Annotated in this window: 24 protein-coding genes; 17 read left to right on the top strand and 7 right to left on the bottom strand. The window is 59.5% G+C overall.

Annotated elements, in window-relative coordinates; translation table 11 throughout:
- Nucleotides 1–18: 18 nt before the first annotated feature.
- Together JNL86_01575 and JNL86_01570 are read left to right on the top strand one after the other, a co-directional pair.
- Entirely contained in the window at nucleotides 19–2094 is a 2076-nt protein-coding gene (locus tag JNL86_01575) for an HD domain-containing protein (GenBank protein MBL8041593.1), read from the top strand.
- A 297-nt stretch (nucleotides 2095–2391) separates the two neighbouring features.
- Entirely contained in the window at nucleotides 2392–2916 is a 525-nt protein-coding gene (locus tag JNL86_01570; protein ID MBL8041592.1) for a hypothetical protein, read from the top strand.
- Between the two features lie 17 nt (nucleotides 2917–2933).
- Here JNL86_01570 and lpxD read toward each other — a convergent pair whose 3' ends face one another.
- From lpxD to JNL86_01545, 5 genes are all read right to left on the bottom strand, one after another.
- A complete protein-coding gene (lpxD, locus tag JNL86_01565; protein ID MBL8041591.1) occupies nucleotides 2934–4016 on the bottom strand; it encodes a UDP-3-O-(3-hydroxymyristoyl)glucosamine N-acyltransferase in 1083 nt (360 codons plus the stop codon).
- Nucleotides 4017–4020: 4 nt separating this feature from the next.
- Nucleotides 4021–4368: a hypothetical protein gene (locus tag JNL86_01560; GenBank protein MBL8041590.1), complete on the bottom strand. Its 348-nt coding sequence runs from the start codon at nucleotides 4366–4368 to the stop codon at nucleotides 4021–4023.
- A gap of 71 nt (nucleotides 4369–4439) precedes the next feature.
- Complete coding sequence (gene fabF, locus JNL86_01555) at nucleotides 4440–5696, bottom strand: beta-ketoacyl-ACP synthase II (GenBank protein ID MBL8041589.1); 1257 nt, start codon at nucleotides 5694–5696, stop codon at nucleotides 4440–4442.
- Nucleotides 5697–5821: 125 nt separating this feature from the next.
- Entirely contained in the window at nucleotides 5822–6913 is a 1092-nt protein-coding gene (gene lptG / locus JNL86_01550) for an LPS export ABC transporter permease LptG (protein MBL8041588.1), read from the bottom strand.
- 4 nt (nucleotides 6914–6917) lie between these two features.
- The gene (locus JNL86_01545) at nucleotides 6918–8003 is read right to left on the bottom strand and encodes an LptF/LptG family permease (protein ID MBL8041587.1); all 1086 of its coding nucleotides are present in this window, start codon (nucleotides 8001–8003) and stop codon (nucleotides 6918–6920) included.
- Nucleotides 8004–8317: 314 nt separating this feature from the next.
- Here JNL86_01545 and JNL86_01540 point away from each other — a divergent pair, with 314 nt between their 5' ends.
- Both JNL86_01540 and JNL86_01535 read left to right on the top strand, forming a co-directional pair.
- Nucleotides 8318–8536, top strand: coding sequence for a cold shock domain-containing protein (locus JNL86_01540; protein ID MBL8041586.1), 219 nt, complete (start codon nucleotides 8318–8320; stop codon nucleotides 8534–8536).
- Nucleotides 8537–8713: 177 nt separating this feature from the next.
- Nucleotides 8714–10618 carry a tetratricopeptide repeat protein gene (locus JNL86_01535; GenBank protein MBL8041585.1) on the top strand — a complete coding sequence of 635 codons (1905 nt, stop codon included), beginning with the start codon at nucleotides 8714–8716 and terminating at the stop codon, nucleotides 10616–10618.
- 29 nt (nucleotides 10619–10647) lie between these two features.
- Here JNL86_01535 and JNL86_01530 read toward each other — a convergent pair whose 3' ends face one another.
- Nucleotides 10648–11646: a D-glycerate dehydrogenase gene (locus tag JNL86_01530; GenBank protein ID MBL8041584.1), complete on the bottom strand. Its 999-nt coding sequence runs from the start codon at nucleotides 11644–11646 to the stop codon at nucleotides 10648–10650.
- 192 nt (nucleotides 11647–11838) lie between these two features.
- Between JNL86_01530 and JNL86_01525 the strand changes: the two genes are divergently transcribed.
- The 6 genes from JNL86_01525 (at nucleotide 11839) to JNL86_01500 (ending at nucleotide 18004) form a co-directional block, all read left to right on the top strand.
- On the top strand, nucleotides 11839–14700 hold the full coding sequence (locus JNL86_01525; GenBank protein ID MBL8041583.1) for an FAD-binding oxidoreductase: 2862 nt from the start codon (nucleotides 11839–11841) through the stop codon (nucleotides 14698–14700).
- Nucleotides 14697–14945 (top strand): hypothetical protein, encoded by a 249-nt coding sequence (locus JNL86_01520; GenBank protein MBL8041582.1) that lies wholly within the window; start codon nucleotides 14697–14699, stop codon nucleotides 14943–14945. Before JNL86_01525 ends, JNL86_01520 begins: the two co-directional genes overlap by 4 nt.
- 31 nt (nucleotides 14946–14976) lie before the next feature.
- Nucleotides 14977–15255 carry a hypothetical protein gene (locus JNL86_01515; GenBank protein ID MBL8041581.1) on the top strand — a complete coding sequence of 93 codons (279 nt, stop codon included), beginning with the start codon at nucleotides 14977–14979 and terminating at the stop codon, nucleotides 15253–15255.
- 25 nt (nucleotides 15256–15280) lie between these two features.
- A complete protein-coding gene (locus tag JNL86_01510; protein ID MBL8041580.1) occupies nucleotides 15281–16264 on the top strand; it encodes a transcriptional regulator in 984 nt (327 codons plus the stop codon).
- A gap of 24 nt (nucleotides 16265–16288) precedes the next feature.
- Nucleotides 16289–16519, top strand: a complete 231-nt coding sequence (locus JNL86_01505; protein MBL8041579.1) for a hypothetical protein — start codon at nucleotides 16289–16291, stop codon at nucleotides 16517–16519.
- Nucleotides 16520–16651: 132 nt separating this feature from the next.
- Nucleotides 16652–18004 (top strand): dicarboxylate/amino acid:cation symporter, encoded by a 1353-nt coding sequence (locus JNL86_01500; GenBank protein MBL8041578.1) that lies wholly within the window; start codon nucleotides 16652–16654, stop codon nucleotides 18002–18004.
- A gap of 48 nt (nucleotides 18005–18052) precedes the next feature.
- Here the strand turns inward: JNL86_01500 and JNL86_01495 are convergent, their stop codons facing one another.
- Nucleotides 18053–19234: a YncE family protein gene (locus JNL86_01495; protein ID MBL8041577.1), complete on the bottom strand. Its 1182-nt coding sequence runs from the start codon at nucleotides 19232–19234 to the stop codon at nucleotides 18053–18055.
- Nucleotides 19235–19406: 172 nt separating this feature from the next.
- On the opposite strand from JNL86_01495, the gene JNL86_01490 reads away from it, so the two are divergent.
- From JNL86_01490 to JNL86_01460, 7 genes are all read left to right on the top strand, one after another.
- Nucleotides 19407–20153 carry a hypothetical protein gene (locus tag JNL86_01490; protein MBL8041576.1) on the top strand — a complete coding sequence of 249 codons (747 nt, stop codon included), beginning with the start codon at nucleotides 19407–19409 and terminating at the stop codon, nucleotides 20151–20153.
- Between the two features lie 2 nt (nucleotides 20154–20155).
- The gene (locus JNL86_01485; protein ID MBL8041575.1) at nucleotides 20156–21169 is read left to right on the top strand and encodes a hypothetical protein; all 1014 of its coding nucleotides are present in this window, start codon (nucleotides 20156–20158) and stop codon (nucleotides 21167–21169) included.
- A gap of 214 nt (nucleotides 21170–21383) precedes the next feature.
- Nucleotides 21384–21620, top strand: a complete 237-nt coding sequence (locus tag JNL86_01480) for a type II toxin-antitoxin system RelE/ParE family toxin (protein MBL8041574.1) — start codon at nucleotides 21384–21386, stop codon at nucleotides 21618–21620.
- Between the two features lie 14 nt (nucleotides 21621–21634).
- A complete protein-coding gene (locus JNL86_01475; GenBank protein ID MBL8041573.1) occupies nucleotides 21635–21976 on the top strand; it encodes a helix-turn-helix domain-containing protein in 342 nt (113 codons plus the stop codon).
- Nucleotides 21977–22173: 197 nt separating this feature from the next.
- Nucleotides 22174–22554 (top strand): hypothetical protein, encoded by a 381-nt coding sequence (locus tag JNL86_01470; GenBank protein MBL8041572.1) that lies wholly within the window; start codon nucleotides 22174–22176, stop codon nucleotides 22552–22554.
- Between the two features lie 180 nt (nucleotides 22555–22734).
- A complete protein-coding gene (locus tag JNL86_01465) occupies nucleotides 22735–24912 on the top strand; it encodes a hypothetical protein (GenBank protein ID MBL8041571.1) in 2178 nt (725 codons plus the stop codon).
- A gap of 9 nt (nucleotides 24913–24921) precedes the next feature.
- Complete coding sequence (locus tag JNL86_01460; protein ID MBL8041570.1) at nucleotides 24922–25161, top strand: hypothetical protein; 240 nt, start codon at nucleotides 24922–24924, stop codon at nucleotides 25159–25161.
- Nucleotides 25162–25268 lie beyond the last annotated feature (107 nt).

The following is a 25268-nucleotide window of genomic DNA, read 5'->3' as shown; positions in this document are numbered from 1 at the left end:
GGGTGAGGAACGAAGACCATGGACCAGCATCAGTATCGGCAAGCAGAGGCAGCGCTTGCCAAGGTGGCCGCCGCTGTGCAACGGCAGGAAGACCTCGACCTTTCCGAGGTCACCCAACTGGCTTCTAGTCTCGTCGATTCACTTCACACCAGCGATCAGTTAGTTGTTGAGGCCTTGTCGAGCCCCCCAGGCTCTCCACTGGTCACCAATCTCATCAATGTCGGCATCTTGGCCACGAAGGTCGGCATCGGTCTTGGTTATTTCGGAACCGAGTTGCGACGGCTCGCCTTGGCAGGCCTGCTGCACGACATTGGCATTTTTGCGGTTCCGCAAGAGCTGCTCACCAAAACCGGCCGGCTGTCGGCTGAGGAGCGCCGCCTCATTGAACAGCATCCGCGCATGGGAGCCGACGTCATCACTCGACTCGGTGCAGACCATGCGTGGCTGGCGGATGTTGTCTTGCAGGCTCATGAGCGGGGGAGGGGACAGGGGTATCCTCATCGCCTGAAAGGGCGTGAGATCAACGAGTTGGCGCAAATTATTGGTTTGGTCGACATCTTCGATGCGTTGGTCAGCCCGCGTCCCTATCGTCGTCGATTGTTGCCGCATGAAGCCGTTCGTGAGTTGCTCACGACAGAGCGTACCGCATTTCCCCGGGAAATCATGAAGGCGTTGGTCGAACAATTGTCGGTCTATCCGCTCGGAACCAGGGTGCGTCTCAGCAGCGGAGAAGAAGGGGTGGTGGTACGCATCACCGCCCGATATCCCTCACGCCCGGTGTTGCGCGTCATGGATGCGGAGAACGCCTCGACGTCAGAACCGCCGCGCCTGATCGATTTGAGTCTGCTGCCCCACGTGTCGGTGGTGGATACCGTCGAACCACCGGCTTTGGAGCGCGTCAGCTTCGAACCTGTTCATGCGGCGGCGAAGGTCCTTGCCACGTCCACGACTGTCTCAGATCAATTTGCCGCCTTGCTGGAAAGCCTCGATGCCATTGCCGGAGTGATTCAGGCCGCCGTGGATCAACCTGCGATCAGACCGGTCTCGCCCAGGGTTTCATCAGAGTCTGAACCGGTCGACGCCACGATCCCGGTACGACGCGAGATCCTTGGCCTGTTCGTGTTGGAAGCCAGGGAGTGGCTCAATCAGATTCAGACGGCCTTGGAGCGGCTGGATACGACCAGTGAACAAGCACGCCGGTCACAATTGGCGACGATTCTGTGGCAAAGCGTCGGTAATCTTGCGCGTTCCGCCGCGACCGTCGGGTTAACCGGTGTAGAAGAGATGGCAACCAGACTGTTTCCGTTACTGCAGGCGGCCGCCAGACATGAGCGGGCCGTGGCTGCACATCATGTCGCGTCACTTCGAGAAGGTTTGTTGGAAATTAGTAAGACCGTGCGAGAGCTGGAACCGGTTACGGAGAAGGGGGAACCGCCTGCTGATTCAGCTGGACAGGAACCGGCGGATGACGCGGCACGCAACCCGGCCATGTCTCCAGTGGCACCGGCGTCAAGCGAACACGCCGAGACAGAGCCTGTGGCGACCCGACAGCCAGCTGCGCCTTCGATCCTGGATGCATTGAGGCAGTTACATCTGGCCCGTGGACGTTCGCGCGAGCCGGTGCGGGACGTCCTCGAGACGGTGATTGATCGCGCGGAGGCAGAAGCCGCCGGCGGAGCGAAGCCGGTCGATGCGCGGGCCATCGGACGGATGCTGGAGGAGTTGGATACCTTGGACGAGCGGTTTCTTGAGCACATGCAGGCACGCGTGCCCAAAGTAATCGATACGCTCCGACGGATTACGCGTGCCGGCGAGGAACGTCCGTTGCGCCCTCAGGCGCTGGAGCCGATTTTTGAGGATATCGATGACTTGTCCGGCTCGGCGGAACAGGTGTGCGCGGCCAATATCAACCTGTTTCTTCAAGGGCTACGAACCTTCCTGCGAGTCACGGCGCAACACAAGCCGGCTGCGATTCGTGAGCGGTTGGCAGCCGTGGAAGAGCGACTGGCGACGCTGATTCCGTTGGCCCAGCAGTGGGTGGATGTTGGCCGGGTCGAGCGCGCGGCTATTTTCGACATTCTTCCGATGGGCTAATCAATCGCGAGTCTCGTTTTTCACAGTCTCTCTCCCCCTCTGTTGTGTCCGCCCTCGAATGCCTCAGTCGCCCAATCCTTGAGCAGTTTGTGATTTCTCATACGCTGGCCTTGCGGTGGAGCGCCTATCCACACGGTTGCGCACAGCCCGTCCACAGTTCTTGTGGACAGGTCCCACAATGGACTCAACGCACAAGGCATCGCGAGTAAATTCCGCCCGATCTGCGCCAGAGAAATTGTTCCTGATCGGTGCATTTCCTCTTGCGGTTGGGACGACGATTGTACGACCATCACGGCCATGCCAAAACTTGTCTCAGTCAAACAGCAGGAAGGGCACGACGCGCGGGCGACGGCCTATATCAAAGCTTACATGTTGTTTCCGGCCGGCATTCTCGGCCTGATCTCCATGCTTGGCGGAGTCGGCGGCTTGGGCTATCAACTCATCGCTACCGATACCTATAGCTGGACGACGTTTCTGGAAAGTTCCGGGTTATTGCTGCTTGGGGGAGTGTTGGGGTGGGTGCAGACCACGTACCATCGCTGGATCCTGGCCAATCGTCCGGAGGTTTTTGCCGAACGCATGCGGCAGCCTGCGCTCTCGAAGAGCGGCAAACCGAAACGGGAAAGCGGAAAAAGTCAGGAGTCGCCCACCGGATCCCCATGGGCTCCTGGCGCCTATATGGTGGGTTTGGCCTTGTTGTTAGCGGGATCGACCATCGCGGTGTTGTACGGCGCAGTCCATCCAATTCCGGCGTGCTTCCTGCCGTGGGCCGGATTCTTCTGGGCCAAGCTGTTCTTCTGGAAGTCGCTACTGAAACCCTGACGATAGGGGTGAGTTCGCTACGTACGGCGAGACTTCCGGGATTTGGCGGAAGATTTGGTGGCTTGTTCCAGTGTCGCGAGTCGTTCCTCGAGTTCGCGAACCCGTTGGCGTAGTTCCGGCAACTGAGGAATGACCGCCTGTGCTTTGAGAAAGGTCGTGTGCGGCATCACCGGTGCGCCGGAGACGATCTGGTTCGGTTCCAAGCTTCGGGTGACGCCGGATTTCGCCGCGATCATCACCTGATCGCCGATCTGCAAATGATCGGCTAAACCTGCCTGCCCCCCCACCATCACGTAGCGTCCCAGCGTGGTGCTGCCGGCAATGCCGACCTGCGCCACCAGGATGTTGTGTTCACCGACAACGACGTTATGGGCGATCTGCACGAGGTTGTCGATCTTGCTGCCCCGTTTGATGATGGTATCGCCGAACGTGGCGCGATCGACGGCAACGTTGGCACCCAGTTCCACGTCGTCTTCGATGAGGACCCCGCCGAGTTGAGGAATCTTCTGGTGGCGGCCCTGGTATTGGACATACCCGAAGCCGTCACTGCCGATCACCGTTCCACTGTGCACGATGACGCGGGCTCCCAGACGGCATCCTTCCCGCACGACCACATTGGGGTAGAGGAGGCTGTCGTCCCCAATGACGCTGTCGTCCCCGATGAAGACGCCGGGATACAGTGTCACTCGCGCGCCGATGGTCACGCGATCGCCCAAGGTCACGCCGGGCCAAATCGAGACGTCGGCTCCGATTGTCACGCCGTCACCGCGTGTGATGCCTTCTGCGATCCCTCGCATCCGGGCCGGTCGCGCAAAAAACTGTTGCGCGGCTCGCGCGAAGGCATAGGCCGGGTTGTCCACCACGATTTGTGGCGAAGGGCAGTCGGCGATCCGCCGTCCAACTAATAATGCGCCGATGGTAGCCGTCTGGGGAGATTTCAGATGGCGCTCTGAGGTGACAAACGCCAGATCGCCTGGTCCAGCCTGATCCAGACTGGCCACGCCGATGACGGTGGCCTCCGGCGAGCCGACCAGTTCGCCTCCCACATACTCGTGAAGTTCCCGGAGTGTCAGCGGGGTGGGCCTGGGTGCCGTGCTCATCCTGTTAGGCCTTTTTACTCTTGGTCGAGCGTTTCGCGGCGGGCTTTTTGGTCGCGGTCTTGGTTGATGTCTTTGCCGGAGTCTTTGCAGCGGTCTTGGCCGGGGCCGGTGCGACGCGCCCTTGTACGTAGCCGATGACATGGCCGACCGTGGTCAGGCCCACCAAATCCTGGTCGGGAATCTGCAGGTTGAAGACCTCTTCGATCCGGTACAACATTTCAATGACTGCCATCGAATCCAATCCAAGATCTTCCCGCAGGTGGTGCGTCGGCTTGATGGACGCCGCATCCCGCTTCAGATACTCCGCCAGCGCTTGAATGATTTTGTCGGAAACGTCTGTGGTGTTGGCCATGCCCTGGTTCCTTGTTCCTTCGTTCCTTGTCTTGTGAGTCACTCCACGATCGCTGCCGTTCCGGACAGGGATCAGGAGGAGACAGCTTGTAAGACGACCGCAGCATTGTTGCTGCCGAATCCAAATGCGTTGATGAGGGCCACCTTGGCCTTGCGGGTTTGCGAATCCTTCGACAGGCCCGCCAGAGCGCAAGCCGGGTCGGGATCATCCAGATTGAGCGTCGGGTGGATCTGTCCGCTCGTGAGCGTGAGGGCCGACACCACACCGGCGAGTGATCCGGCGGCGCCCAACGTATGACCCACCAGCGACTTGGTGGCGTTTATGGCAAGTTTGTCCGCCCGCGACTTAAACACCAGGCGAATCGCCTTGACCTCCACCGCATCGCCGACCGATGTCGACGTGGCGTGGGCGTTGATGTAATCCACCTGCGCCGGCGTGACGCCCGCATCCTTGAGTGCGAGCCGCATGGTCGTGGCGACTTCCTCGCCGTCTTCACGGGGGATGACCATATGATGCGCCTCGCTCGTGGCGGCATACCCGGCCACTTCCGCATAGATCCGAGCCTTGCGCTTCTTGGCATGGGCCGACGACTCGAGGATGAGTGCGCCGGCGCCTTCTCCCATCACGAACCCGTCCCGTCCAAGGTCGAAGGGACGGGAGGCTTTCTCCGGGGCATCGTTATACTTCGTCGAGAGCGCCCGAAGCGAGCAAAATCCGGCGAAGACCAGGGGAGTGATGCTGGCATCAGCGCCGACCACGATCACGGCGTCTGCCGTGCCGGCACGAATGGCATGCATGGCTTGCCCCAGGGCATGGGCGCTCGAAGAACAGGCGGTGGAAATCGTCAGGTTCGGGCCCTTCGCCCCATAGGCCATCGCCACGATGCCGGAGGCGGAATTGAGCGTGATGACCGGAATGAAATTCGGATGTACCCGGTGGGGACGTTTCTGTTCATAGAGTTGCGTGATCTCGCGCTCGCCCATCACCATCCCGCCCATACCCGCGCCGACGATCACGCCGACCCGGTGCGGGTCTTCACGTTCCATTTTGAAGTCGGCATCGGCAAGCGCTTCCTTGGCCGCCACGAGCGCAAATTGGGCATAGCGATCCACACGATCGCCCTGGCCGGCAGGGAGGTATTGCTCAGGGGAGAAGCCGACGATGCGCCCCGCGATACGCGACCGGTAGCCTTCCAGTGGAAAAGGATCGAAGGAGGGAATGGCGGAAATCCCGGACCGGCCTTCCAGCGCCGCTTTCCAGAACTGCGGCACACCGATGCCGATGGGGGAGACGACCCCCAGCCCTGTGATGACAACCCTCGTCGACATACAACCCTTTCGCTGCCCCGTGAGAATGGTGTGTGCGGCCTGTCTACTTACCGCACGGTGGCGTCACAGTCAATGCCGGAGGCACGCATTCGAGATCTCTGTTGGACGACAATTTCAGTGTCCTGTCAGTAGCGGACCTTTAACAGCAGATACAGGCCGAACGTCAGAAACACCATATTCGCCATCCATCCGGCCAGCATCGGCGAAAGTGCGCCTCCGCGACCTAACGCAATCGCCACGGAGTGGGTGGACCAGTAGAAAAAGCCTACGGCCATCGCCTGGCCGATACCCATAGCCATGCCGCTGCCGCGAACGCCGGTGCGGCGAAGGCTCAACGCGATGCCGATGATCACCATGATAAGCGTCACGCAGGGAAAAGCGATGCGCCCATAGTAATCCGTCAGCAGGCGCGGCAGGAGCGTTCCCCCCAATTGCAGCCGATCGACGTACGCGCGAATCTCTCGAAGCGTCATCGTGTCCGGGTCCAACTCCGCCCAGGTGGTGAAGTCGTCCGGAATGTGTGGAAGTGCCAGCGGCTGCGTCTGAAAACTGGTGACCGAGACGGTGCCGTCCTCGCGGAAGGCGCGGGAGAAGCCTTCGTGCAGGGCCCAGCCTTGTGGGGAATAGACCGCGCGTTTGGCTTCGGCGATTTCTTGGAGTTGGAACGTCGGGCTCAGACGATATAGCCGGATGTTGCGCAGCACCGCCCCGCCCGGGTCGATGGTATCGATGTTCATCAAGGTCTGGCCGCCGAGGCTCACCCAGGGCTGCGCCGCCTTGAGTGAGACCGGAGTGGTGCGTTTCTCGATCTGCGTCGTCTTGATCTGCTCGGCTTTCGCCAAGGCCAACGGAATCACTGTGGAACTGAACAGGAACAGCACCATGGCCAGCACGGTCCCCAGGAAGATGAACGGGGAGGTAATCCAATAGAGACTGATGCCGCAACTGCGCATGGCCGTGATTTCATGGCTGCGCGAGAGCAGGCCGATGGTCAACAGGGTCGCCATCAGCACCGCCAGCGGAGCGATCTGATAGGAGATGGCCGGCATTTTCAACACGAAGTAGGCCAGCACATCCAGCGCGTGCGCGTCATACCGCAGGAACCGGCGGACCTTCTCGAAAAAGTCGATGACCAGGTAGATCGTCATGAGCCCGGAAAAGCACATGCCGAAAATCTTCACATACTCGCGCAGCATGTAGCGAAAGAGAATAGTCATCGTGTTACTGCCGGCTCACCCGATAGAACCAGAAAATCGTGACGATGGTGAAGACGACGTTGGGCAACCAGGCGCCGGCGAACGGAGAGATCCAGAGCGTGGTGACGAGAAATTCACAGGCGACGTTGAGGACGTAATAGGCGATGACCACGAGCACGCCGACCGCGAATCCGCCGATGCTGCCGGAGCGTTTGGAGACGATCCCGACCGGCACGCCCAGAATGCAAAACACCAGTGAAGCGGCGGGAAATGCCAGGTCCTTGTAGTATTCCATCATACGCCGGAGGGCGTTGGTGTCGGTCCAGTTGGAACTTTCCAACTTCGCGCGGATGACCTCCATCGGTGTGCGCTCTTCGGCTCCGTACAGGCTTGCGGCGATGCTCAGCTTCAAGTCGTAGGCCGCAAACGAAATTTTCTGATACTCCTCGGCGTTTTGGGGGCGGCTATGGATCACGCCGTTCATCAGTCGCAGCGCCACCTGGCTGGTGGCCGGGTCAGTCATGACTTGGTACTGCTGTGCCACGATGATGCGCGGGTCGGCAGGATTGCGTTCGTCGGCCACGAAGATCCCGCGGTTGTCCCGTCCCTCCTGCGCGTCGGGTACGTAGATCACCATCTTGGGGATGGCTTCATTGAAGACGCCGCGATCGAGTTCCAGCACGAGTTCATCACGCAACAGGTTGAGCGCCACCTTCTTGAGATTGACATTGCTCCAGGGCTGACCGTATTGCGCCATGATGAGCGTCAAGCCGCAGACCAGTGCCGCAAACAGAAACACCGCCTGAGACAACCGCAACAGGCTGAATCCGGCGGCGCGCATCGCCACCAGCTCTTTATCGAGCGAGAGGCGGCCAAAGGCGGTAATCGACGCGATGATGCCGGCAATGGGCAGCGTCAGCACCAGGAATGAGGGGAGCAAGTGTGCGAAGACCTTCAGGACGGACAGAAAGCCGATCCCCTTCGTGACCAGCAGTTCTACCAGGCGGAGCAACTCCTTCGTCAGCATCACGAAGCAGAGTGCGCCCAAGCTGATGCAAAACGGGGAGAGCAGCTCGCGAAAAATGTAACGATCGAGGATGGTGTGCAGCACGGGGGCGGTCGGGGTCCTACATCGGAAGATTGGTTGCTGCACTATAGAAGAGTCTGCCTGGGTTGTAAACAGAGTAGATAGGCCCGGGCCAAAAGATCCGCTTGACAAGCATTTCACCCCATGGTACATCGCTGCGCACTTTTCAGCAGGTTATGATGGTTCGGGTTGAACATTGTCTCAACGCCCCCGCAAGAGCCGCCGCGCGTGCCGCTGTTCCTTCTCCTTTTTATCGTCATCATAGTCATCTCATGCCAAGCAGGTCAGCAGACGCTGGTGCGCTCATAATGTTCGTGTGTTGAGAAAAGGAGGACTGTATGAAGACGAAGGGCACAGTGAAGTGGTTCAATGATCGCAAGGGGTTCGGATTTATCCGACTCGATGGCGGAGACGATGTCTTCGTGCACTACTCTGCGTTGCAGGGCGAGGGATTCAAAACTCTGAAAGAGGGTGAGAACGTCGAGTTTGACATCGTTCAGGGTGCCAAAGGTCCCCAGGCGGCGAACGTGTTGAAGGACCTCGCGCCGGCTCCCTAAGCGGCTGGGCCTCTACGTAGTCCAGCGGCCCCTCCACGGTATCGAGGGGCCGCAGGTTTCCCCCATCGCATATCCGCTCCAGACGCCGCGTTCGCGGTGTTTCTCTTTTGTCCATTTGTTTGACAAAGAATTAGTTGACTGTTAGCGTGGACTCTCAACGTCGGGTGAGGAGTCTTCTTGGCTGTCGACCGCCGTACAGTGCTTCAAAACGCGCAGCTCTTCGCGTCCAAAGGGCAGTATGAGGCGGCCATTGCCGAGTGGCGAAAGCTGACCACGGACACGCCTGCCGACGGGACCATCTTCAACTCCATCGGTGACCTTCAACTCAAACGCAACGCCACACCCGATGCCGTCTCTGCATTTCTCCAGGCGGCCGGCGCCTTCCGTTCCGAAGGGTCGGTCCTCAAGGCCATCGCCGCCTATAAGAAAATTCTCAAGGTCGATCCCACCCGGATCGAGATCTATCGGCATCTCGGCGATCTGAACGCCGAACGTGGCCTGCTCAGCAGCGCCGTCCAGGATTATCTGACGCTGGGGAAGCACTATTCCAAAGACGGTCGCAATACAGAGGCGTTGGAGATCTATCGCAAGATCGTCGCGCAGGATCCCTCGAACATGGATGCGCAGCTTCGCGTCGCGGAGTTGTGCGTAGAGGAGGGGCTGGTCGACGAAGCGGTGCGGATGTATCTCCAGCTCGGACGGGAACGGTCCGCCGCGCAACAGTACGATCAGGCCAAGGCCATGTACACGGTGGTGCTGCGGTTGGATCCGGAGAACGCCGAGGCCAAAGAAATCACGACCATGATGGAGACGGGCGGTGGTCCGTCGGTCGCGTCCACGCGGGCGGCCAAACCGGTTGCCGCTTCGGCCAAGTCGGGAGACGCCGGCGATCTCATGGCCGAAGCCACACGCCGCATCGAAGAGGGCCAGTACGCGGGCGCCGAAGCCATGTTGACCCAACTCCTGAGCCGCGAGCCGGGCAATCCGGAAATCTGCCAGCTCCTGGCGCGCATGCATCTCCTGCAGGGGAACCTGGTGGTCGCGCTTGGGGAATATCGATTCCTAGCCGGAGGTGCTCTCCGTGCGCAGGACTATGTCATGGCGGAGTCGCTCATCTCCGACTATCTCAAGGTGGAGCCCTCGTCCGTTCCCATGTTGGAACTGCTGGGCGAGCTCTATCAGGAAAAGGGCGATCCCGCGACGGCCGCGCAGCATTTCGGCCGGGCAGTCGAAATTCTGTTGGAGCATCCGGAGCCGGGCATGCCGACCTTGCCGGCCGAGTTGTTTGAGAAGGTGCAGGCCTTGGCGCCCGGCAGCCCCATTGCGCGAAAACTTGCACCGGCGTTCGACCCCAATGCCGGATCGACCCTGGAACCGGAACCTATCGCCTCGGTCGTGGCGGCGGTCCAACCGCTCACGCCGGAGCCCGAACCGTCTCCCGTGGTCATGGCCGAAGAGCCGGTGGTGGAGAGTGCGTTCAGACTGGTGGATGCCTCGGCTGCTCCCGTTGAGGTCGCATCCGCGCCACCCCCTGTCGTCGAACCAGTCGTCCTGTCGCCTGTCGAACCTCCCGTTGAGGCCCCGGCCCCTGTGCTTCACGCCGCGCCTGAGCCCCAGCCTACGGTGGCGCAGCCCGTTGCTCCGCCCGTGGAGACCGTGGATGTGGAAACCCGCTACGCCCTCGGCATGGCCTATAAGGATATGGGGTTATGGGATGAAGCGAAGGAGGAGTTTTTGTTGTCGATGAAGGATTCAGGCTTCTTCGTCGATTCCTGCATGATGATGGCGCTCTGTTGTAAGGAACAGGGCCATCCGGATCAGGCCATTCAATTGTTGGAACGATTGATGGCTGACTCCCGCTGCCGTGGCGGCAATGGGCAGCTCGTCCGGTACGAACTCGGGTTGCTGTACGAAACGACCGGCGCTCGCGATCGGGCGCTCAGCATGTATCAATCCATTCCGTCCTTCCACGACGTACCCCGCCGCGTCGAAGCCTTGCGCCTCCAACTGGTGAACGGGAATGCCCATTCGGGCGTGCCTGCGTCCGCACCGTCGAGTTCCCTTCCGTTAGCCGGGCATTGACCCGTCGCACCCGTGTAGAGTCTTGAGGATCAGGCGGTGAGCCCCGACCTGCCGTCTCGTTGTGCAATCTGGTTGACTTGATTCGGGGCCGGTTTGCCTGCACAGGCCGCCGCAATATTTTCCAGACAGATCATACCCATCCGGACCCTCGTCGCCAGCGTGGCTGAACCCAGGTGGGGCAGCAGCACGACCTGCCGCAGTTCCCGCAGGCTGGGGTGAAACAAGGGCTCCTGTTCAAACACATCCAGCCCTGCACCAGCCAGGCGACGTTGCAAGAGGGCGTCGACCAGCGCGGCTTCTTCGACCACCGGCCCGCGTGACGTGTTGATCAGGAACGCCGTCGGTTTCATGAGGGCCAGCTGGCGCGCGCCGATCAGGTGATGCGTGACGGTGGTTAGCGGCACATGCAGACTCACGAAATCGGCTTCCTTCAACAAATCGGGGAGCGGCCGTGATTCCCACTGGGACGGCAACCGTTCGAGGGGCGCGCCGGCGCGGGAGGTGTAACGAATCCGCATATTGAAACCGATTGCCCGCTGCGCAACGGCTTGTCCGATGCGTCCCATGCCGACGATACCCAACGTTTTCCCCGACACATCCGTTCCCAGCATCTGCGTCGGCGCCCACCCGGACCAATCCCCGGAACGTACGTAGGCGTCTCCTTCCGCCACTCGCCGCGCCACCGCCAACAACAACGCCCAGGTCAGATCCGCCGTGGCGTCCGTCAAGACGTCCGGGGTATTGGTCACCACGATCCCGCGCGCCGATGCGGCGGCGAGGTCGATGTTGTTGTAGCCGACCGCGTAGTTCGCGAGGATCGTAAGCCGGGATGCGGCAGCCAGCATGGAGGCATCGATGCGGTCGGTGAGGGTGCAGATGGCGGCGTCGGCTTCGCGAATCCCCGCGCCCAGGGTGGCATCGGCGGGCGCCGTATCGCGAGGTTCGTTGAGTAACCGGAACTGCTGACGTGCAGCCGCCATCACCGGGTCTGGAAGCAACCGGGAAATATACAGAAGTGGAGCTGCCATGGAGGCCTCGCCGAACTGACGAGCATCTTAGCGGATCGCGCGACAGGCAACAACCGGCTTGTGCTCCCACCACCCGACCGACGAGGAGGTTGCGGATCCTGACGAGACACGTTTCACGATTCACGGATGTCGAGAACGCTGCTGGCGGACTTTTTCCGTATCCTGCTAGAATGCGCCAGCGAACACACAAGCATGACCCTCATTCTCCCCAACACCTCATCCGCTGTCGCCAGCGATCTTCGGCACCTCCTCGGATCTGCGAAGGTCCAGGACGACGTGCCGACGCTCACGGCCTATGCCGTCGATGCGAGCATTTATCGCATGACGCCGAAGGCCGTGGTCTTGGCGGAGCACGAGGCGGATATCGACGCCGTCGTCCGGTTTGCCGTGGCGAAGGGCATCCCCCTCACGCCGCGCGCCGCCGGGACCAATCTCACCGGTTCGGCAGTCGGGTCAGGCATCATTCTCGACGTGTCCAAGATGAATCGCATCCTCGAATTGAACGAGGAGGAGCGGTGGGCTCGGGTGCAGCCGGGCATTGTCCTGGCGGAGCTGAACAAGCAACTCGGGCGGCGCAATCTGTTGTTCGGTCCGGACCCTTCCAGCGGAGACATGTGCAAACTCGGCGGCATGGTCGCCAACAATTCCTCTGGCCCGCACACGCTGATCTACGGTTCGGTGAAAGACAACGTGCAGGCCTTGCGAGTCTGTCTGCCGTCGGGATCCTGGCTTTCTGCCGCGCCGATGGGATTGGACGATCCGGCGCTCGCGCATCTGTTGACGGCCCATCCCACGTTGAAGCCGATCCTCGACCTCGTGCAGCGGCAGCGCGCCTTGATCGACAGTAAGAAGCCGACCATCAGCAAAAACAGTTGCGGGTACAATGTGTTCGGGTTGGCCGACGGGCTGAAGCAGGGCCTGTTCGACCTTCCCAAGCTGTTCGTCGGCAGCGAAGGCACGTTGGGCGTCGTCAGCGAGGCGCGGCTCCGGCTCGTGCCCAAGCCGCAAGGCACCCTTACCGCGTTGATTCATTTCCGGCGGCTGGAGGAAGTCGGGGAGGCGGTGCCGCATCTGCTGGGGCTTCGCCCGAGTGCGCTCGAGGTGATGGACGCCAACACGTTGAACCTCATCGGCCGGGCCGCGCATGGCATTCCCGCCGATGCCGCCGCGACGTTGCTGGCCGAGCTCGACAGCAGCGACGGCGAGGCTGACTTGCGCGAACGCGCCGACCGCATGAACGCGATCTGCCGCCGATATCAGCTCTGCGGCGACCTCACGATCGCGTACGATAAGGAACAGCGGGACCAACTCTGGAAAGCCAGGAAGGCGCTGTATCCCACGCTCTACCGGTTCGATCCCCGCAAGAAGCCGATCAACTTCGTCGATGACGTGGTGGTGCGCGCCGAACGCATCAGCGAACTGATTCGCTACCTCGAAACATTCTTTGAGGGCCAGCATGTGCCGGTAGCGATCTTCGGCCATATCGGCAACGGCAATGCGCATATCACGCCGCTGCTCGACGTGAACGACCGGCAGGACTTCGACAAGATGGTGCAGGCCTACCATGAGATCCATCAAGCCGTCTTGTCCCGCTTCGACGGGTCGATCTGCGGCGAGCATGGCGACGGGCGGGTGCGCGCCGAATACGTCCGCAAGATGTTCGGCGAGGACCTCTATCAACTCTTCGTGGAGGTGAAACGCACCATCGATCCCGCGAATGTGATGAACCCCGGCATTAAGATCAGCGACGCGCCGTTCACCGACCATATCGACTACCAACGGTTGTCCAAGTCCTGCGCGACCTGTGCCAAGTGCAATTCCGTCTGCCCGGTCTACGATGTGTTTCAGTCTGAAGATATGAGCTCGCGCGGCTGGTACGAAATCGTCACGGCCAAGGATTACTCCTATCTGAATTCGAAGCGGGTGGTGGAGGCCTGTCTGAACTGTAAGTCCTGCCGCACGATTTGTCCGGCCGGCGTCGATGTCTCGGAACTCATCCTCCAGCGGCGCGCGGAACAACCGAATCAAGGAAGCCGATGGCTGTTTGCGCTCCAGGCCAAGCTGCCGATATTTGAATCGATACTTAAACTCCTGGCGAAAACGCAACGCCTGTGGGATCGTCCCGGCCCACGCGCGTTGCTCGAACGGCTGGCAGCGCCCGTGTTGAAGCGCATCGCACCCACGGCCAAATTGCCGGCCGACATGGTACTGCCCAAGTTGGCTCCCCGGCATCTGCGCGATCGGTACCCCGAGCTTACGCAACCGAACCCGACCGCAGCTAGTCCGCGCGTCGCTTACTTCCATGGTTGCGCGGCGAACTATTTTGACGACGGAGTGGGGGATGCGGTAATCGGCGTCTTGAGAAAACATAAAGTGAATCCTGAGCTTCCGCCGCAGCGTTGTTCTGGTACGCCGATCGAAACCTACGGCCATGTAGACCTGGTGAAGGAGAATGCGCGATTCAATCTGCAATCGCTGGCTGGCTACGATCAGGTCGTCACAGGCTGCGCTTCCTGCACGTTGATGCTCAAGGAATACAAGAAGTTCTTCGAGGGCGGGCCGGAGCGGCAGGCGGCCGACGCGCTGGCGAAGAAGGTGGTACACATCACGGAGTTTGTGGCGCGCTCGGAGGAACATCCTCCCATGGGGACGGCGGAAGGCGCAGGCCATCGGGTGACGTACCATTCCTCCTGCCACCTGCGGGCGGCGGGCGTCACGAAGGAGCCGCGCCAATTGCTCAAGCAGGTGCCGGGATCGGAGTATGTCGAGATGACGGATGCGGACCGCTGCGCCGGTGGGGCGGGCACGTACCTCGTGAAGGACTACGACACGTCGCAGAAGGTATTCGAGCGGAAGCGCCGGAACATCGAGCAGAGCGGCGCGGACACCGTGGCCACCAGTTGCCCGGCCTGTATGATTCAGCTCAACAACGGTCTGCGCGGGCGCGCGGCGGTGAAACATGTGGCGCAAGTGTTGAACGAGGCCTATGAAGCGGGCGCGCATCAGCAAGCAGGAGCGCAACAGACAGCAAGACGACCAGGAGCCGGCCAATGACCTTTCGCAAAGTGGATTTGATTTTTGTGGTGCTGGCGCTGCTCGTCGTCGGGGGCGTGGCCTCGTTGCCGTCGCCGCGTGACCGCAATCCGAAGGTGCCGGCCAACAGCGTGCACCAGGCGATCACGGTGGAAAGTCAGTGTGTGACCTGTCATGCACCCCAAGGCGTGCGCCCCTTGCCGGCGCAGCATCCCAAGCGGCAGGATTGCCTGCATTGCCACGCGCGGGCAGGACGCGAAACGTAACACGTGACGTGAAGAGGAGGAGTCATCGACCATGGTGAAGGTGTTAATTCTAGGGCCGACGCTACTGCAGCGGGTGACCGAGCCGGAATTGGATGTGGAAGTCGAGGGCCCGACGGCCATCAAGATGTTGATTGAAGGCAATGCGGAGTTGATGGACGCGCTGGCTCCGTTCGTGGTGCGCGGCGAATTGCTCGTGACCGTGAATCGCAAAGTCGGCTCGCTGGACTCGCTGGTGAAAGACGGCGACACGTTGAAAATCGCCCATCAGTCCCGAGCCTCCTACGACGGCACGACAGATATCCCCACCTGATTCGTCAGCCTGAGTGAGGGCAGCGATGGCGCGTAATGATCAGGCCGTGCGTCTTTTGGTGGTGTTGAAGCAGTTGGAGGCATCGCGGCAGGGCCTCACGCTGGAGCAACTGGCGGAGTCGCTGGCGCCCGGTTCCACCCGCCATCCTCGCACGCTCCGGCGCGACCTCGCCGCGTTGGAAGAAGCCGGCTATCCGCTGGTGACCGAGCGGATCAATGGGCAGACCTGCTGGCGATTGTTGGAAGGATTCCGCAACGTGCCGGCTCTGCGCTTTTCGCCATCAGAATTGATGGCGCTCACGTTCAGTCGACGCCTCATTTCTCCGCTGGAAGGCACCGAACTTCATACCTCGCTCCAATCCGCCCTGGGCAAAGCCGCGGCCGCGCTGCCGCCGCAAGGCGTGGCGCTGGTGCAACAGCTCGACGGCACGTTCAGCGTCGGACTCGGCCCGCACAAACATTATCGCCAACATCGCGAAACCATCGACCGGCTCACCCGCGCCATCGCCAATGCCACCACGGTGCAGATCCGGTACGACTCGGTGTCGCGCGGCCGTACCACCAGGCGTGAGGTGGATCCCTATCGGCTCTGGTACGCCTCGGGTGGTCTCTATCTCATTGCCTATTGTCACCTGCGGCGCGAGCCGCGCCTGTTCGCCGTGGAGCGAATCAAGTCCGTCACGCCGACGGACCATCCCTATCAGATGCCGCTCCATTTCGATCTCGATGCCTTCGTGCAGGACGCGCTCACCGTCATGCGTGGGCCGCGTATCGAGGTGGAACTGGAATTCACCAAGGCCACGGCGGCCTGGGTGAAGGATCGCGTGTGGCATGCCACGCAGGGAACGAAACGGGTGCGAGGCGGCGGTCTGCGTATGACCCTCTCCGTTGCCGATACCCGTGAGTTGGTCGGCTGGGTGCTCAGTTTCGGCAGCGGCGTGAAGGTCCTCAAGCCGGAGAGCCTGCGTCAGGCCGTAGTTGACGAAGCCATACGTATCAGCAGGGCATAGCTGCATTCGAATGAGGAGGCCACGGTGGCAAGGGTGAATTTCAGCGTCCCGGAGGACGTGAAGAAGAAATTCGACAGGGCATTTGCCGGTAGAAACAAGAGCCGTGTGATCGCCGATTTGATGGTGCAGGCGGTCGAGGAGCAGCTCATGCTGAAACGGCGGAGTGACGCGATCGACTCTCTGTTGAGTCGCCGCCGCACCAAACGGCCGGTGGCTGCACGCGCTATACGACGGGCTCTGCTGATATGTTACTGAGCGAACTGTCAGTTGTATAGTCATTCACCTCTCCGGCGTTTTCCGACCTCTTCACGTTCCTGTCTCACCGTTCACGCTCTACATGGTGCATTCCGACCGTGAAACGGGGTATTCTCCACAATTCGGCTATTTATGACCACGACCAATGCCACAGCCAACCGCCTGCCGATGCCCCTGTACACTCAGGTGCTCATCGCCGTGATATTCGGCGGTCTGCTCGGGGTGATCTTCGGCCAGGAGCCTTACCTGGGCGGGATCACGAACGCGCAGTTGGGCAAGCTCGGCATGGTTGTCGTGCAGCTGCTCAAGACGCTGGCCATTCCGCTGATCTTCTTTGCGATTCTCGATGCGCTCATTCGCACCAGTCTGCCGCTGAGTCAGGGCACCAGGCTGCTGGTCATCTGCCTGGTCAATGTCACGGTGGCGATGACGATCGGCCTGGTGATCATGAACACCTGGCAGCCGGGCCTGTCCTGGCAAGGGCATGTCGATCAGTTGCTACAGCTCGTGCCCGGGTCCAAGGGGCCGGCCAAGGTGGCGACCTCGCAAACGCCGATTGAAGATCTGGCCGCGTATATCCCCCGCACGATCCTGTCGCCGTTCTCCACGAACAACATCATCGGCGTCGTGCTATTGGCGCTGGTGTTGGGTACAGGCTTGCGCCGTCTGCATGTGAGGGCCGCCAGAACCGGCGCGGATGATCATGCCATCGTGCGTGCTGTCGAATGGATCTATGAATGGCTCGTGCGCATCCTCGGCTGGATCATTCATCTGGTGCCGCTGGCGGTGTTCGGCGTGGTGGCGCAGGTGGTCGGCAAGTCGGGCGTGGGCGTCTTTTCCGTGCTCTGGATCTTTCTCGTGGCTATGCTTGCCGGACTGACCATCCACTCCCTCATCTATTACCCGCTGGTGGCCTGGTTCGTGGGGAAGAAGTCGCCGAAGGTCTATGTCGGAGAGGGGGCCGATGCGATCATGACGGCCATGTCGTGCAACAGTAGCCTGGCGACCGTGCCGGTGACGCTGCAGTGCCTGCACCGTATGAACGTCTCCGCGCAATCGGCGCGCCTGGCAGCCTGTGTCGGCACGAATCTCAACAACGACGGCATCACACTCTACGAGGCGATGGCCGCGTTGTTTCTCGCTCAGGCGTTGGGATATGACCTGTCGTTGACGAGCCAGTTCCTGATCGTGGCGGCCTCGATCATTGCGGGGGCCGGCGTGGCGGGTATTCCCGAGGCCGGATTGATCGTGTTGCCCCTTGTGCTGTCGGCAGCCGGACTGCCGGATACAGTCATCGCCGCGGCCATTCCGCTCATCATGACGGTGGATTGGATCATCGCCCGCGCGCGCTCCGGCGTGAACGTCATGAGCGACATGCTCGTGGCGATTCTGCTGGATGCGGGGCACGCAACGCCTGCTGCCCAACCAGCCCCGGCACGGTACCAGCCGGAGCGAGTCCGGCGTTCCGAATCTCCGCTCTCCTAGCCCTGCATCTGGCTCAGCATTCTCCGAGCCTTCGTTCTCTTCACACTCTCACGGCCGTACATCCGCGCGTAACGACTCTCCGCGAAAATGGTTCGGCAGCAGCATGATACAGTTGGGATTGAACCCTTGCGATTTCAGCGTGTCGATACTGCCTACCACCGTGCCGCCCTTGCGCAGGTCGATCACCGTGACGGACCCGTCGCTCATGCCCTCCAGGTTGAGCAGGCTGTTCTGCACAAACAGGTAATGCTCATCCGGCGAGAGCAGGGAATGGTGCGCGCCGTTGGCGGCAGGAATGGCCTGCAGAAATTTCGGGTGGCGCGGATCGCTGTTGTCATACACATTCACGAAGCCCGGCTTCGCCGTGGTGACAAACAGGCGGTCGCCCTTGGCGTTGTACAGCATTTCCAACGGCACGCCCTGCTGTCGCGGCCCGAAGTCGTCGATCTCGTGAAACGAGAACGACATGGTCGTCGGGTCCCACACGCCGGCCCAGAGCGTGCCTTCCATCATGTTCGTGATGTGAACCACCGGCGGGGTCACGTTCGGCGAAAACATCACCTCGACCGGCGCAGATTTCGACGGCGCCTCTTTGGACGACACACGATGCGTCGAAAGCACCGCGCCCGTGGTGGCCTCGATCACCGTAACGGAATCACCCGCCTCGGACATGTCGGGCTTGACCGTGCTGGTGATCAACACGCGGTTGATCCCGTTGTGAATCGCGATGCCGTGCGGATACCGCACGGAGACCGGGGCGCCTTCGTTCGTCCGCACCACCTTGGTCGGCTTATCCGTGACCGCGTCACCCATGATGACCGTGCTCGAGCCCATGCAGGTGAGGAACCAGGTCCGGTTGTCTTCCGACACCACGAGGTCCTCCAACACCTGGCACTCCGGCACCTCGATGGGACGCAGGCGATACGGAAAGCGCGTCAGATCCACGGCATGCAACACGCTTTTGTTCAGCGCCGTGATGTAGGCCTTGGTCCGGTCGCGATTGAAGAAGATGTGGTGCGCGACGAGATCGGGCGGCAGCGGCACCTCCATCAAAATTTTGCCGAAGTCGGTAGACTCGGGATCGATGTCCATAATCGCGATTCCTTCGCGACGCACCGGCTGGTTCGGCTTGCTTTCGTAGTTGAGCAGCGCCAGCAGTTCAGCTGAGGCCACCGAGGTCCAGGAAAGAAACAGCAGAGAAAGGCAGGTGAGGAGTCGAACGCATCTCATAGTCGGCCTCCTTGGCGAGAATAGGGCGGATGAGTAGCAAAAAGGGTACTCCTGTAATGAGACATACGCAAGGGACCGCAGCAGGAATGGAACCATTTCGCGCATGGTTCCTTTTGACAGCGCGTTCTGCTTGCTCTATTCTTGCGCATCATTCGAGCCTGTATGTTCAGCCATGCGAACACTCCTTCCTCGCAATGACGAAGCCTGGGCTCTCCTCAGGCGCACCGATCAAGCCAATAGGAAACTGGCCCTGTTCATCCATGGCTTCAAGGGGAATTATCTCACCACGTGGGGCACTCTCCCTGATCTCTTCGAAAAGGAAGCCGACAAGGACGAGGATTTCGCCGACTGGGATTTCCTCTTCCTGGGGTACGATACGACGGCCGTCCAGACCTACCTCGATATCTCGAAACTGATCATCACCGAGTGGAACAAGGCCGCGACCGGCCAGCGTCCCTACAATCAACCCTATGAGAAGCTCGCCCTCTTCGGGCATTCGCTCGGCACGCTCGGTATTCGTCAATTGCTCTGCGCCTGGGCCGAACAACCGAAGACCATGCATGGCTGTATCCACAGCATCACACTGTTCGGCAGTCCGCTGAACGGCAGTTCCTTGGCCTCGTGGTTCGGCTGGTCCGGCGGACCTATTGGGGATGCACTCAAGCCGAAGAATCCGCAGCTCCGAATGTTAAAGTCTTGGTCCGCAAGCGCCTATCTCCGTCAACAATGGCCCCCGATCCGTCTCATCTTGGGGCTCGACGACCAGGTCGTGGGGCACGAGTACGACGAATTGATCCAGTGGGATGGTGATGAGAAGCCGTCGATCATCACGAACTTCGACCACAGCACCATGGTGAAACCGAAGACCTGGCAATCGGCCGTCGTGGATTATGTCGGCCAGGGATTGAGAGCAAGATAGCCGTGCCTCAAGAACACGAATTGGAAGACAACGCTCGATACGCCAGCCTGCGCAAGGGACCCTGGCGGGCGATGGGCGATCAAGCACGGACGTTTTTGACGCCGCCACCGCGAATTCGCTCGCGTTTCGATCAAGCTGCGTCCATCGACCTTCGAGCCCTTGCATTGACGTTCGGGGAGCAGGATCCGTCTGGTGACACGAAACTGCAGCACATTCTCAGATGGCATGGGGGAGGCCACGACGTTGACGATCGTGAGGAAATTGCCATCCGCGATTCCCTGGACTATGCGCTTGCACACCTCATGCTCCTGGAGCTGGCGGTAGAGACGGGCTATCTGCCGTTGGAGGTGATCCGTCATGACGCGCAGCAGGAGCTGTTGATGCTGCTCTGGTCGGAAGGCGCGCAGCAGTTCATCCGGTACTACGACTACGTCACTATTGAGTATTTGGCTCGCCGGGTGGGTATCACAGGGGTTCGAAACGTGGATCCGCCGCCGGTCAACCCGGAAGCGAGCACTAGGTTTGCCATTTTCCTGGCCCAGTTTACCGACTGGGTGGAAGACACGGCGCTCCGCTCGTGGTTAGGATTCCTCGACGACTATGTGCGTGACCGGGAGGAGCAGGCAGCCTTTCGCTCATACCTGCTTGGGGGGGTCATAAACCGTTCCGAGCGATTCAGTCAGTTGCTCTATGGCATCCAACGGTTTCTGCTCAGCCTCTCGAACTTGTTCGGTGTTTTGAAACCATCGGAACGAGCTCGATTCGGACTCTTTTATTCCTATTGGATGGCAAAATTCTTCGGCTATACATTGAAGGAAGACGGCTACAGGAAAGCGAGGCAGCAGTCCTGGGCTAGCATCATCCAGGAACATCCGGAGGCCTTGCTCCCGCCCACCTCGAATGACCAGGTCCGCGTCGCCATGCGTGAGCTGCTCGTCCAGCAGATCACCACGATCGAGGAGGCGTGGAACGTCACCAGCGAACTCGTCGCAGCGTCGTCAGTATCGAAGCCTTAACCACAGTGCAACTGATCCGTGACGTAGTGATGGCAGCCCATTGTGTGCGTGCGGACATTCATTTGCTTGACAATATGTCAGATATGACATATTGTCATGTCGCCGAACAAATCGTCGACGCGTGACTGATGGGCAGGATAGATAACCCACTTATCTGGCTTCGTGGTGAAGTCAAGACGCCACCTTTTTCCCAAGCCGCGCGACTTGAGGCGGGATACCTGTTGAGGCTCTTGAACTTCCTCACTCACGGCCCCTGCCGGTTATTGGAACACGATGTCATGAATTACGGATCACCGATGAGGGCGGCACATTTAGTATCATATACAGAGCAGATGCTGATGCGATCATCATTCTCGATGTGTTTAAGAAGAAGACTGAGCAGACGCCTCAATCGATCATTGAGACCTGCAGACACCGGCTTCGAGAGTATGACCGAGTAATGGGTTCGTAGGGAGGAACATCACGATGAAGAACACAAAACGAGCCAAGCTGGAAGCCGCCGGATGGGCCGTCGGATCGGTGCAGGAGTTTCTGGACCTGTCAGATGCGGATGCGGCGCTCATCGACATGAAGCTGGCCCTGAGCCGGAGCTTGCGGGACCGGCGGAATAAACAGGGCCTATCACAAGTCCAGCTCGCCGAACGCCTTCAATCCAGTCAATCGCGAGTAGCGAAGATGGAAGCCGGAGATCCGTCTGTGTCCATGGATCTTCTTGTCAGTTCGCTCCTGCTTCTCGGCGCGAGTTCCAGCGACCTGGCCAACACCATCCGAGGCGAAGGCCGGAGCAAGAAGGGGCGAGCAGCGTAGGCGTCCATTCCCCAAGCCATGGGCCAGTGAGATCCCGGACTCAGACTCAACCTCAACACCTCCAGATATACCCACGCTCTCGAGCCGCTGTACGTTTGACGTTTTAACGTTCACCTTTTACGCCCTGTCGTGACCCCGGATGTCACGGCAGGGAAGTATGCTGCCGCCAGCAGTAAACAGGTACAAGGGAGGCGGCTATGCGACAAACTCAGGTGCAACGCGCAATCATCGTCGGATGGTTTCTCCTGGCGGCGATGACCGGAACGGTCCGGGCCGAGCCGGGTTTCGACGAGAAGTACCAGCGCGGCTTCAATATCTTCAACCCCATTAACCAGTACCAGCCCACCAATCCGCTCAATCCGATCAACGCCTACGATCCGGCAAACCCGTTTAATCCGATCAACCGGTTCGATTCCGGCAACCCCGCCAATCCGATCAACCAGTTCAATCCCAACAATCCCTTCAATCCGGTGAATCGGTATCGCCCGGACAATCCATTGAACCCGATCAATGAATTCAATCCCACCGTGCCGTTTGCGCCGTTGGATGGTGGGGGAGGGATGGGGAAGAGGAGATGAGCGTCATTCCCGTATCCCAGGGCGATACGCTTCACGTAGGACAAGAGGACGTCTCCAAAGGCAGGCCGGTACGCCTCAGCTGATTTTCCCCGTAAGAATGCGAGTGATTAAAAGGTTGGAAAAAGGTATTCTCCGGGCGCCCGCAATCCGATTCTCACGGCGCTGCATTCAAGAGGAACTATGCCCCTAAACCTTTCAGGCGATTTCTATCCCGCTTTCACTGATAACGCAGTCATTTACGGTCAAGCCGACAAAGCCTGCATTCAGCAGGTTGCTGAGCGCCTCCTCTCGGTAGAAACCAGCGCCGCTCAGCCAGGTATGTTGCTCGGCAAAATCCAATCAGGAAAGACCAAGACCTTTCTCGGAGTAATTGGCTTAGTCTTTGATAACAGTTTCGATATTGCCGTTATCCTCACAAAAGGGACGAAAGCCTTAGCCCGACAGACTTTGGAGCGTGTACGACGGGACTTCGCTCGATTTACCATAAACGATAAACTGCAAATCCATGACATTATGACCATTCCGTCTGGGCTAACTCCTTGGGAATTGAATCAGAAGCTCATCTTCGTTGCGAAAAAACAGACGGATAATTTAGACCGGCTGGCTAAACTCTTTCGAGAAACATACCCCCAACTTGCTCGGAAGCGAGTGCTGATTATCGACGACGAAGCAGACTACGCGAGCATCGGATTCAAGAACACAAAAGAAGAAGGCATCGTCATCAACAAGACCACTCGACAAATCGAGGAGCTGCGGCAGCTCCTCGCCAAGTCGGCATTCTTGCAAGTCACGGCGACGCCGTATTCGCTCTACCTTCAGCCCCAAGACATGGTCGTGAATGGGGTAGAGTTTAGGCCTGTCCGTCCAGCGTTCACAGAACTCGTGCCTGTCAATGAGCGATACATTGGGAGTGAGTACTACTTCGACAGAAGTCAGGAAGACAACACCGTCGCGTCATATGTCTTTCGGCCGCTCACGCTAGACGACCTGGAAATCCTTCGACAGGAAGACCGACGAAGGTTTCGTATTGAGGATTGTCTGACTAGCGATGCGGTGAGTTCCTTAAGAAGAGCGATCTGTAATTTCGTGGTCGGCGGTTGTCTGCGTCGATTGCAAGATGAGCAGGTAGGGCAGCCCCCAAGGAAGTTTAGTTTTCTGTTTCACACGGAAGCCGCGAAAGCCGCTCATGCCTGGCAGGAGCGAGTCGTCGCTGCTTTAAACCAAAAGCTTATGGAGGCGGTCAGTGCTCAGACCGAATTGCTCCGTCAATTGCTCACCGAGTCTTACAACGATCTAGCCAATTCGGTGCGAGTTCTCGATCGCTATCTCCCGCCTCTCGATGCGGTCATTGAGCAGGCCTTTGCTGCTCTTAGGGAAGGGTGGCTGATGGTCACGAAGGTCAATTCTGAGCAGCAAGTGGAGGAATTGCTTGATCGTGAAGGACAGCTTCGCCTTCGAACGCCGCTCAATATCTTTATTGGTGGGCAGATCCTCGACCGGGGCATCACGCTCGCCAACTTGATCGGCTTTTTCTATGGGCGTCGGCCCCAGATATACCAGCAGGATACCGTCCTCCAGCACTCACGAATGTTTGGCTTTAGACCAATCGAAGATCTCACTGTCACGAGGTTTTATACCGAGCCGACCATTCATGCCGCAATGCGGCGCATGCACGAGAGCGATGTGGCCTTACGAGAGTCAATTCAAACCAACCCGAGTCGGGCTGTAGTATTCATTCAGCGTGATCCACGCGGGCAGATCGTCCCCTGCAGTCCCAATAAGATTCTGATCTCGAACACCACGACGCTCAGACCCTTCAAGCGCATCTTGCCGATAGGGTTTCAGACCGATGTGAAAACTCGTGTGCAACCTATTGTGCGCCAAGTAGATGCCATTCTGGATCAAGCGATTGCAGGGCAAGAGCCAACTGCCCCGGTAGAGGTGACTCTGGCATTTGCGCTGGATCTCCTGCAAAGGCTTGAGCCGACTCTCATTATGGAAACAGAGATGGGCTACGAGTTTGACTGGGAGGCTACTCGAGCGGCGCTGGAGTATTTGAGTAGCCGGGCAAGTAATCCCAATAATCGTGGCAAGGTATGGGTTCTCGTCCGCAAAGATAGGAACATCAGCCGGTTTCAGCCTGCACTTGGAGTACCGTATTTTTCTGATGCACCCGACACGGCTCAACGTGAAGGTGCCATTGCTCGCCGTGTAGCGATCGATATGCCAATGCTCATCATGATTCGGCAGAATGGAACTGAGGAGCAGGGTTGGAAGGGAACACCGTTCTATTGGCCGGTCATCATGGCTCAAGAGAGCATCCCGCTATCGATATTTGCTCACGAAACGGCACCCTAAGGATCGGACATGGCTAAGAAGAGCACGGAGCCAAAGAAAAAGCCTGCGAAAGCCGTTGAAGTCAAACCCATAGCGGCTGATTCAGTCACCAGCTACAAGTATCCAACCAAACGAAAAAATATCCCTCCTGCAGGCTTGGAGTCACATGGTGTGATTCGTGAAGTACCGAGGATCCGCTATGAATACAACCCGCACCTTCCGCCGGTGCTGCAGTCTGGCCTGCTGCCGGTTTCAAAGACACCGAGTTAGGTGTATGAAGGAACCTGGAGGTGGGCATGGCGCGACGCACGTTTACGCGAGAGTTTAAGCTGGAGGCCGTGAACCTGGTTCGAGAGCGGGGGGTGACCATGGCGCAG

The organism is Nitrospira sp. (assembly GCA_016788885.1).
Classification (GTDB): domain Bacteria; phylum Nitrospirota; class Nitrospiria; order Nitrospirales; family Nitrospiraceae; genus Nitrospira_A.
This window is presented reverse-complemented; position numbering and strand designations above follow the sequence as displayed.

What these genes read in the sequence shown, in the direction of transcription:
- JNL86_01575 (MBL8041593.1), top strand. Translation starts at nt 19, where the DNA reads ATGGACCAGCATCAGTATCGGCAAGCAGAGGCAGCGCTTGCCAAGGTG.
- JNL86_01570 (MBL8041592.1), top strand. Translation starts at nt 2,392, where the DNA reads ATGCCAAAACTTGTCTCAGTCAAACAGCAGGAAGGGCACGACGCGCGG.
- lpxD (MBL8041591.1), bottom strand. Translation starts at nt 4,016, where the DNA reads ATGAGCACGGCACCCAGGCCCACCCCGCTGACACTCCGGGAACTTCAC.
- JNL86_01560 (MBL8041590.1), bottom strand. Translation starts at nt 4,368, where the DNA reads ATGGCCAACACCACAGACGTTTCCGACAAAATCATTCAAGCGCTGGCG.
- fabF (MBL8041589.1), bottom strand. Translation starts at nt 5,696, where the DNA reads ATGTCGACGAGGGTTGTCATCACAGGGCTGGGGGTCGTCTCCCCCATC.
- lptG (MBL8041588.1), bottom strand. Translation starts at nt 6,913, where the DNA reads ATGACTATTCTCTTTCGCTACATGCTGCGCGAGTATGTGAAGATTTTC.
- JNL86_01540 (MBL8041586.1), top strand. Translation starts at nt 8,318, where the DNA reads ATGAAGACGAAGGGCACAGTGAAGTGGTTCAATGATCGCAAGGGGTTC.
- JNL86_01530 (MBL8041584.1), bottom strand. Translation starts at nt 11,646, where the DNA reads ATGGCAGCTCCACTTCTGTATATTTCCCGGTTGCTTCCAGACCCGGTG.
- JNL86_01525 (MBL8041583.1), top strand. Translation starts at nt 11,839, where the DNA reads ATGACCCTCATTCTCCCCAACACCTCATCCGCTGTCGCCAGCGATCTT.
- JNL86_01520 (MBL8041582.1), top strand. Translation starts at nt 14,697, where the DNA reads ATGACCTTTCGCAAAGTGGATTTGATTTTTGTGGTGCTGGCGCTGCTC.
- JNL86_01515 (MBL8041581.1), top strand. Translation starts at nt 14,977, where the DNA reads ATGGTGAAGGTGTTAATTCTAGGGCCGACGCTACTGCAGCGGGTGACC.
- JNL86_01510 (MBL8041580.1), top strand. Translation starts at nt 15,281, where the DNA reads ATGGCGCGTAATGATCAGGCCGTGCGTCTTTTGGTGGTGTTGAAGCAG.
- JNL86_01500 (MBL8041578.1), top strand. Translation starts at nt 16,652, where the DNA reads ATGACCACGACCAATGCCACAGCCAACCGCCTGCCGATGCCCCTGTAC.
- JNL86_01495 (MBL8041577.1), bottom strand. Translation starts at nt 19,234, where the DNA reads ATGAGATGCGTTCGACTCCTCACCTGCCTTTCTCTGCTGTTTCTTTCC.
- JNL86_01490 (MBL8041576.1), top strand. Translation starts at nt 19,407, where the DNA reads ATGCGAACACTCCTTCCTCGCAATGACGAAGCCTGGGCTCTCCTCAGG.
- JNL86_01475 (MBL8041573.1), top strand. Translation starts at nt 21,635, where the DNA reads ATGAAGAACACAAAACGAGCCAAGCTGGAAGCCGCCGGATGGGCCGTC.
- JNL86_01470 (MBL8041572.1), top strand. Translation starts at nt 22,174, where the DNA reads ATGCGACAAACTCAGGTGCAACGCGCAATCATCGTCGGATGGTTTCTC.
- JNL86_01465 (MBL8041571.1), top strand. Translation starts at nt 22,735, where the DNA reads ATGCCCCTAAACCTTTCAGGCGATTTCTATCCCGCTTTCACTGATAAC.
- JNL86_01460 (MBL8041570.1), top strand. Translation starts at nt 24,922, where the DNA reads ATGGCTAAGAAGAGCACGGAGCCAAAGAAAAAGCCTGCGAAAGCCGTT.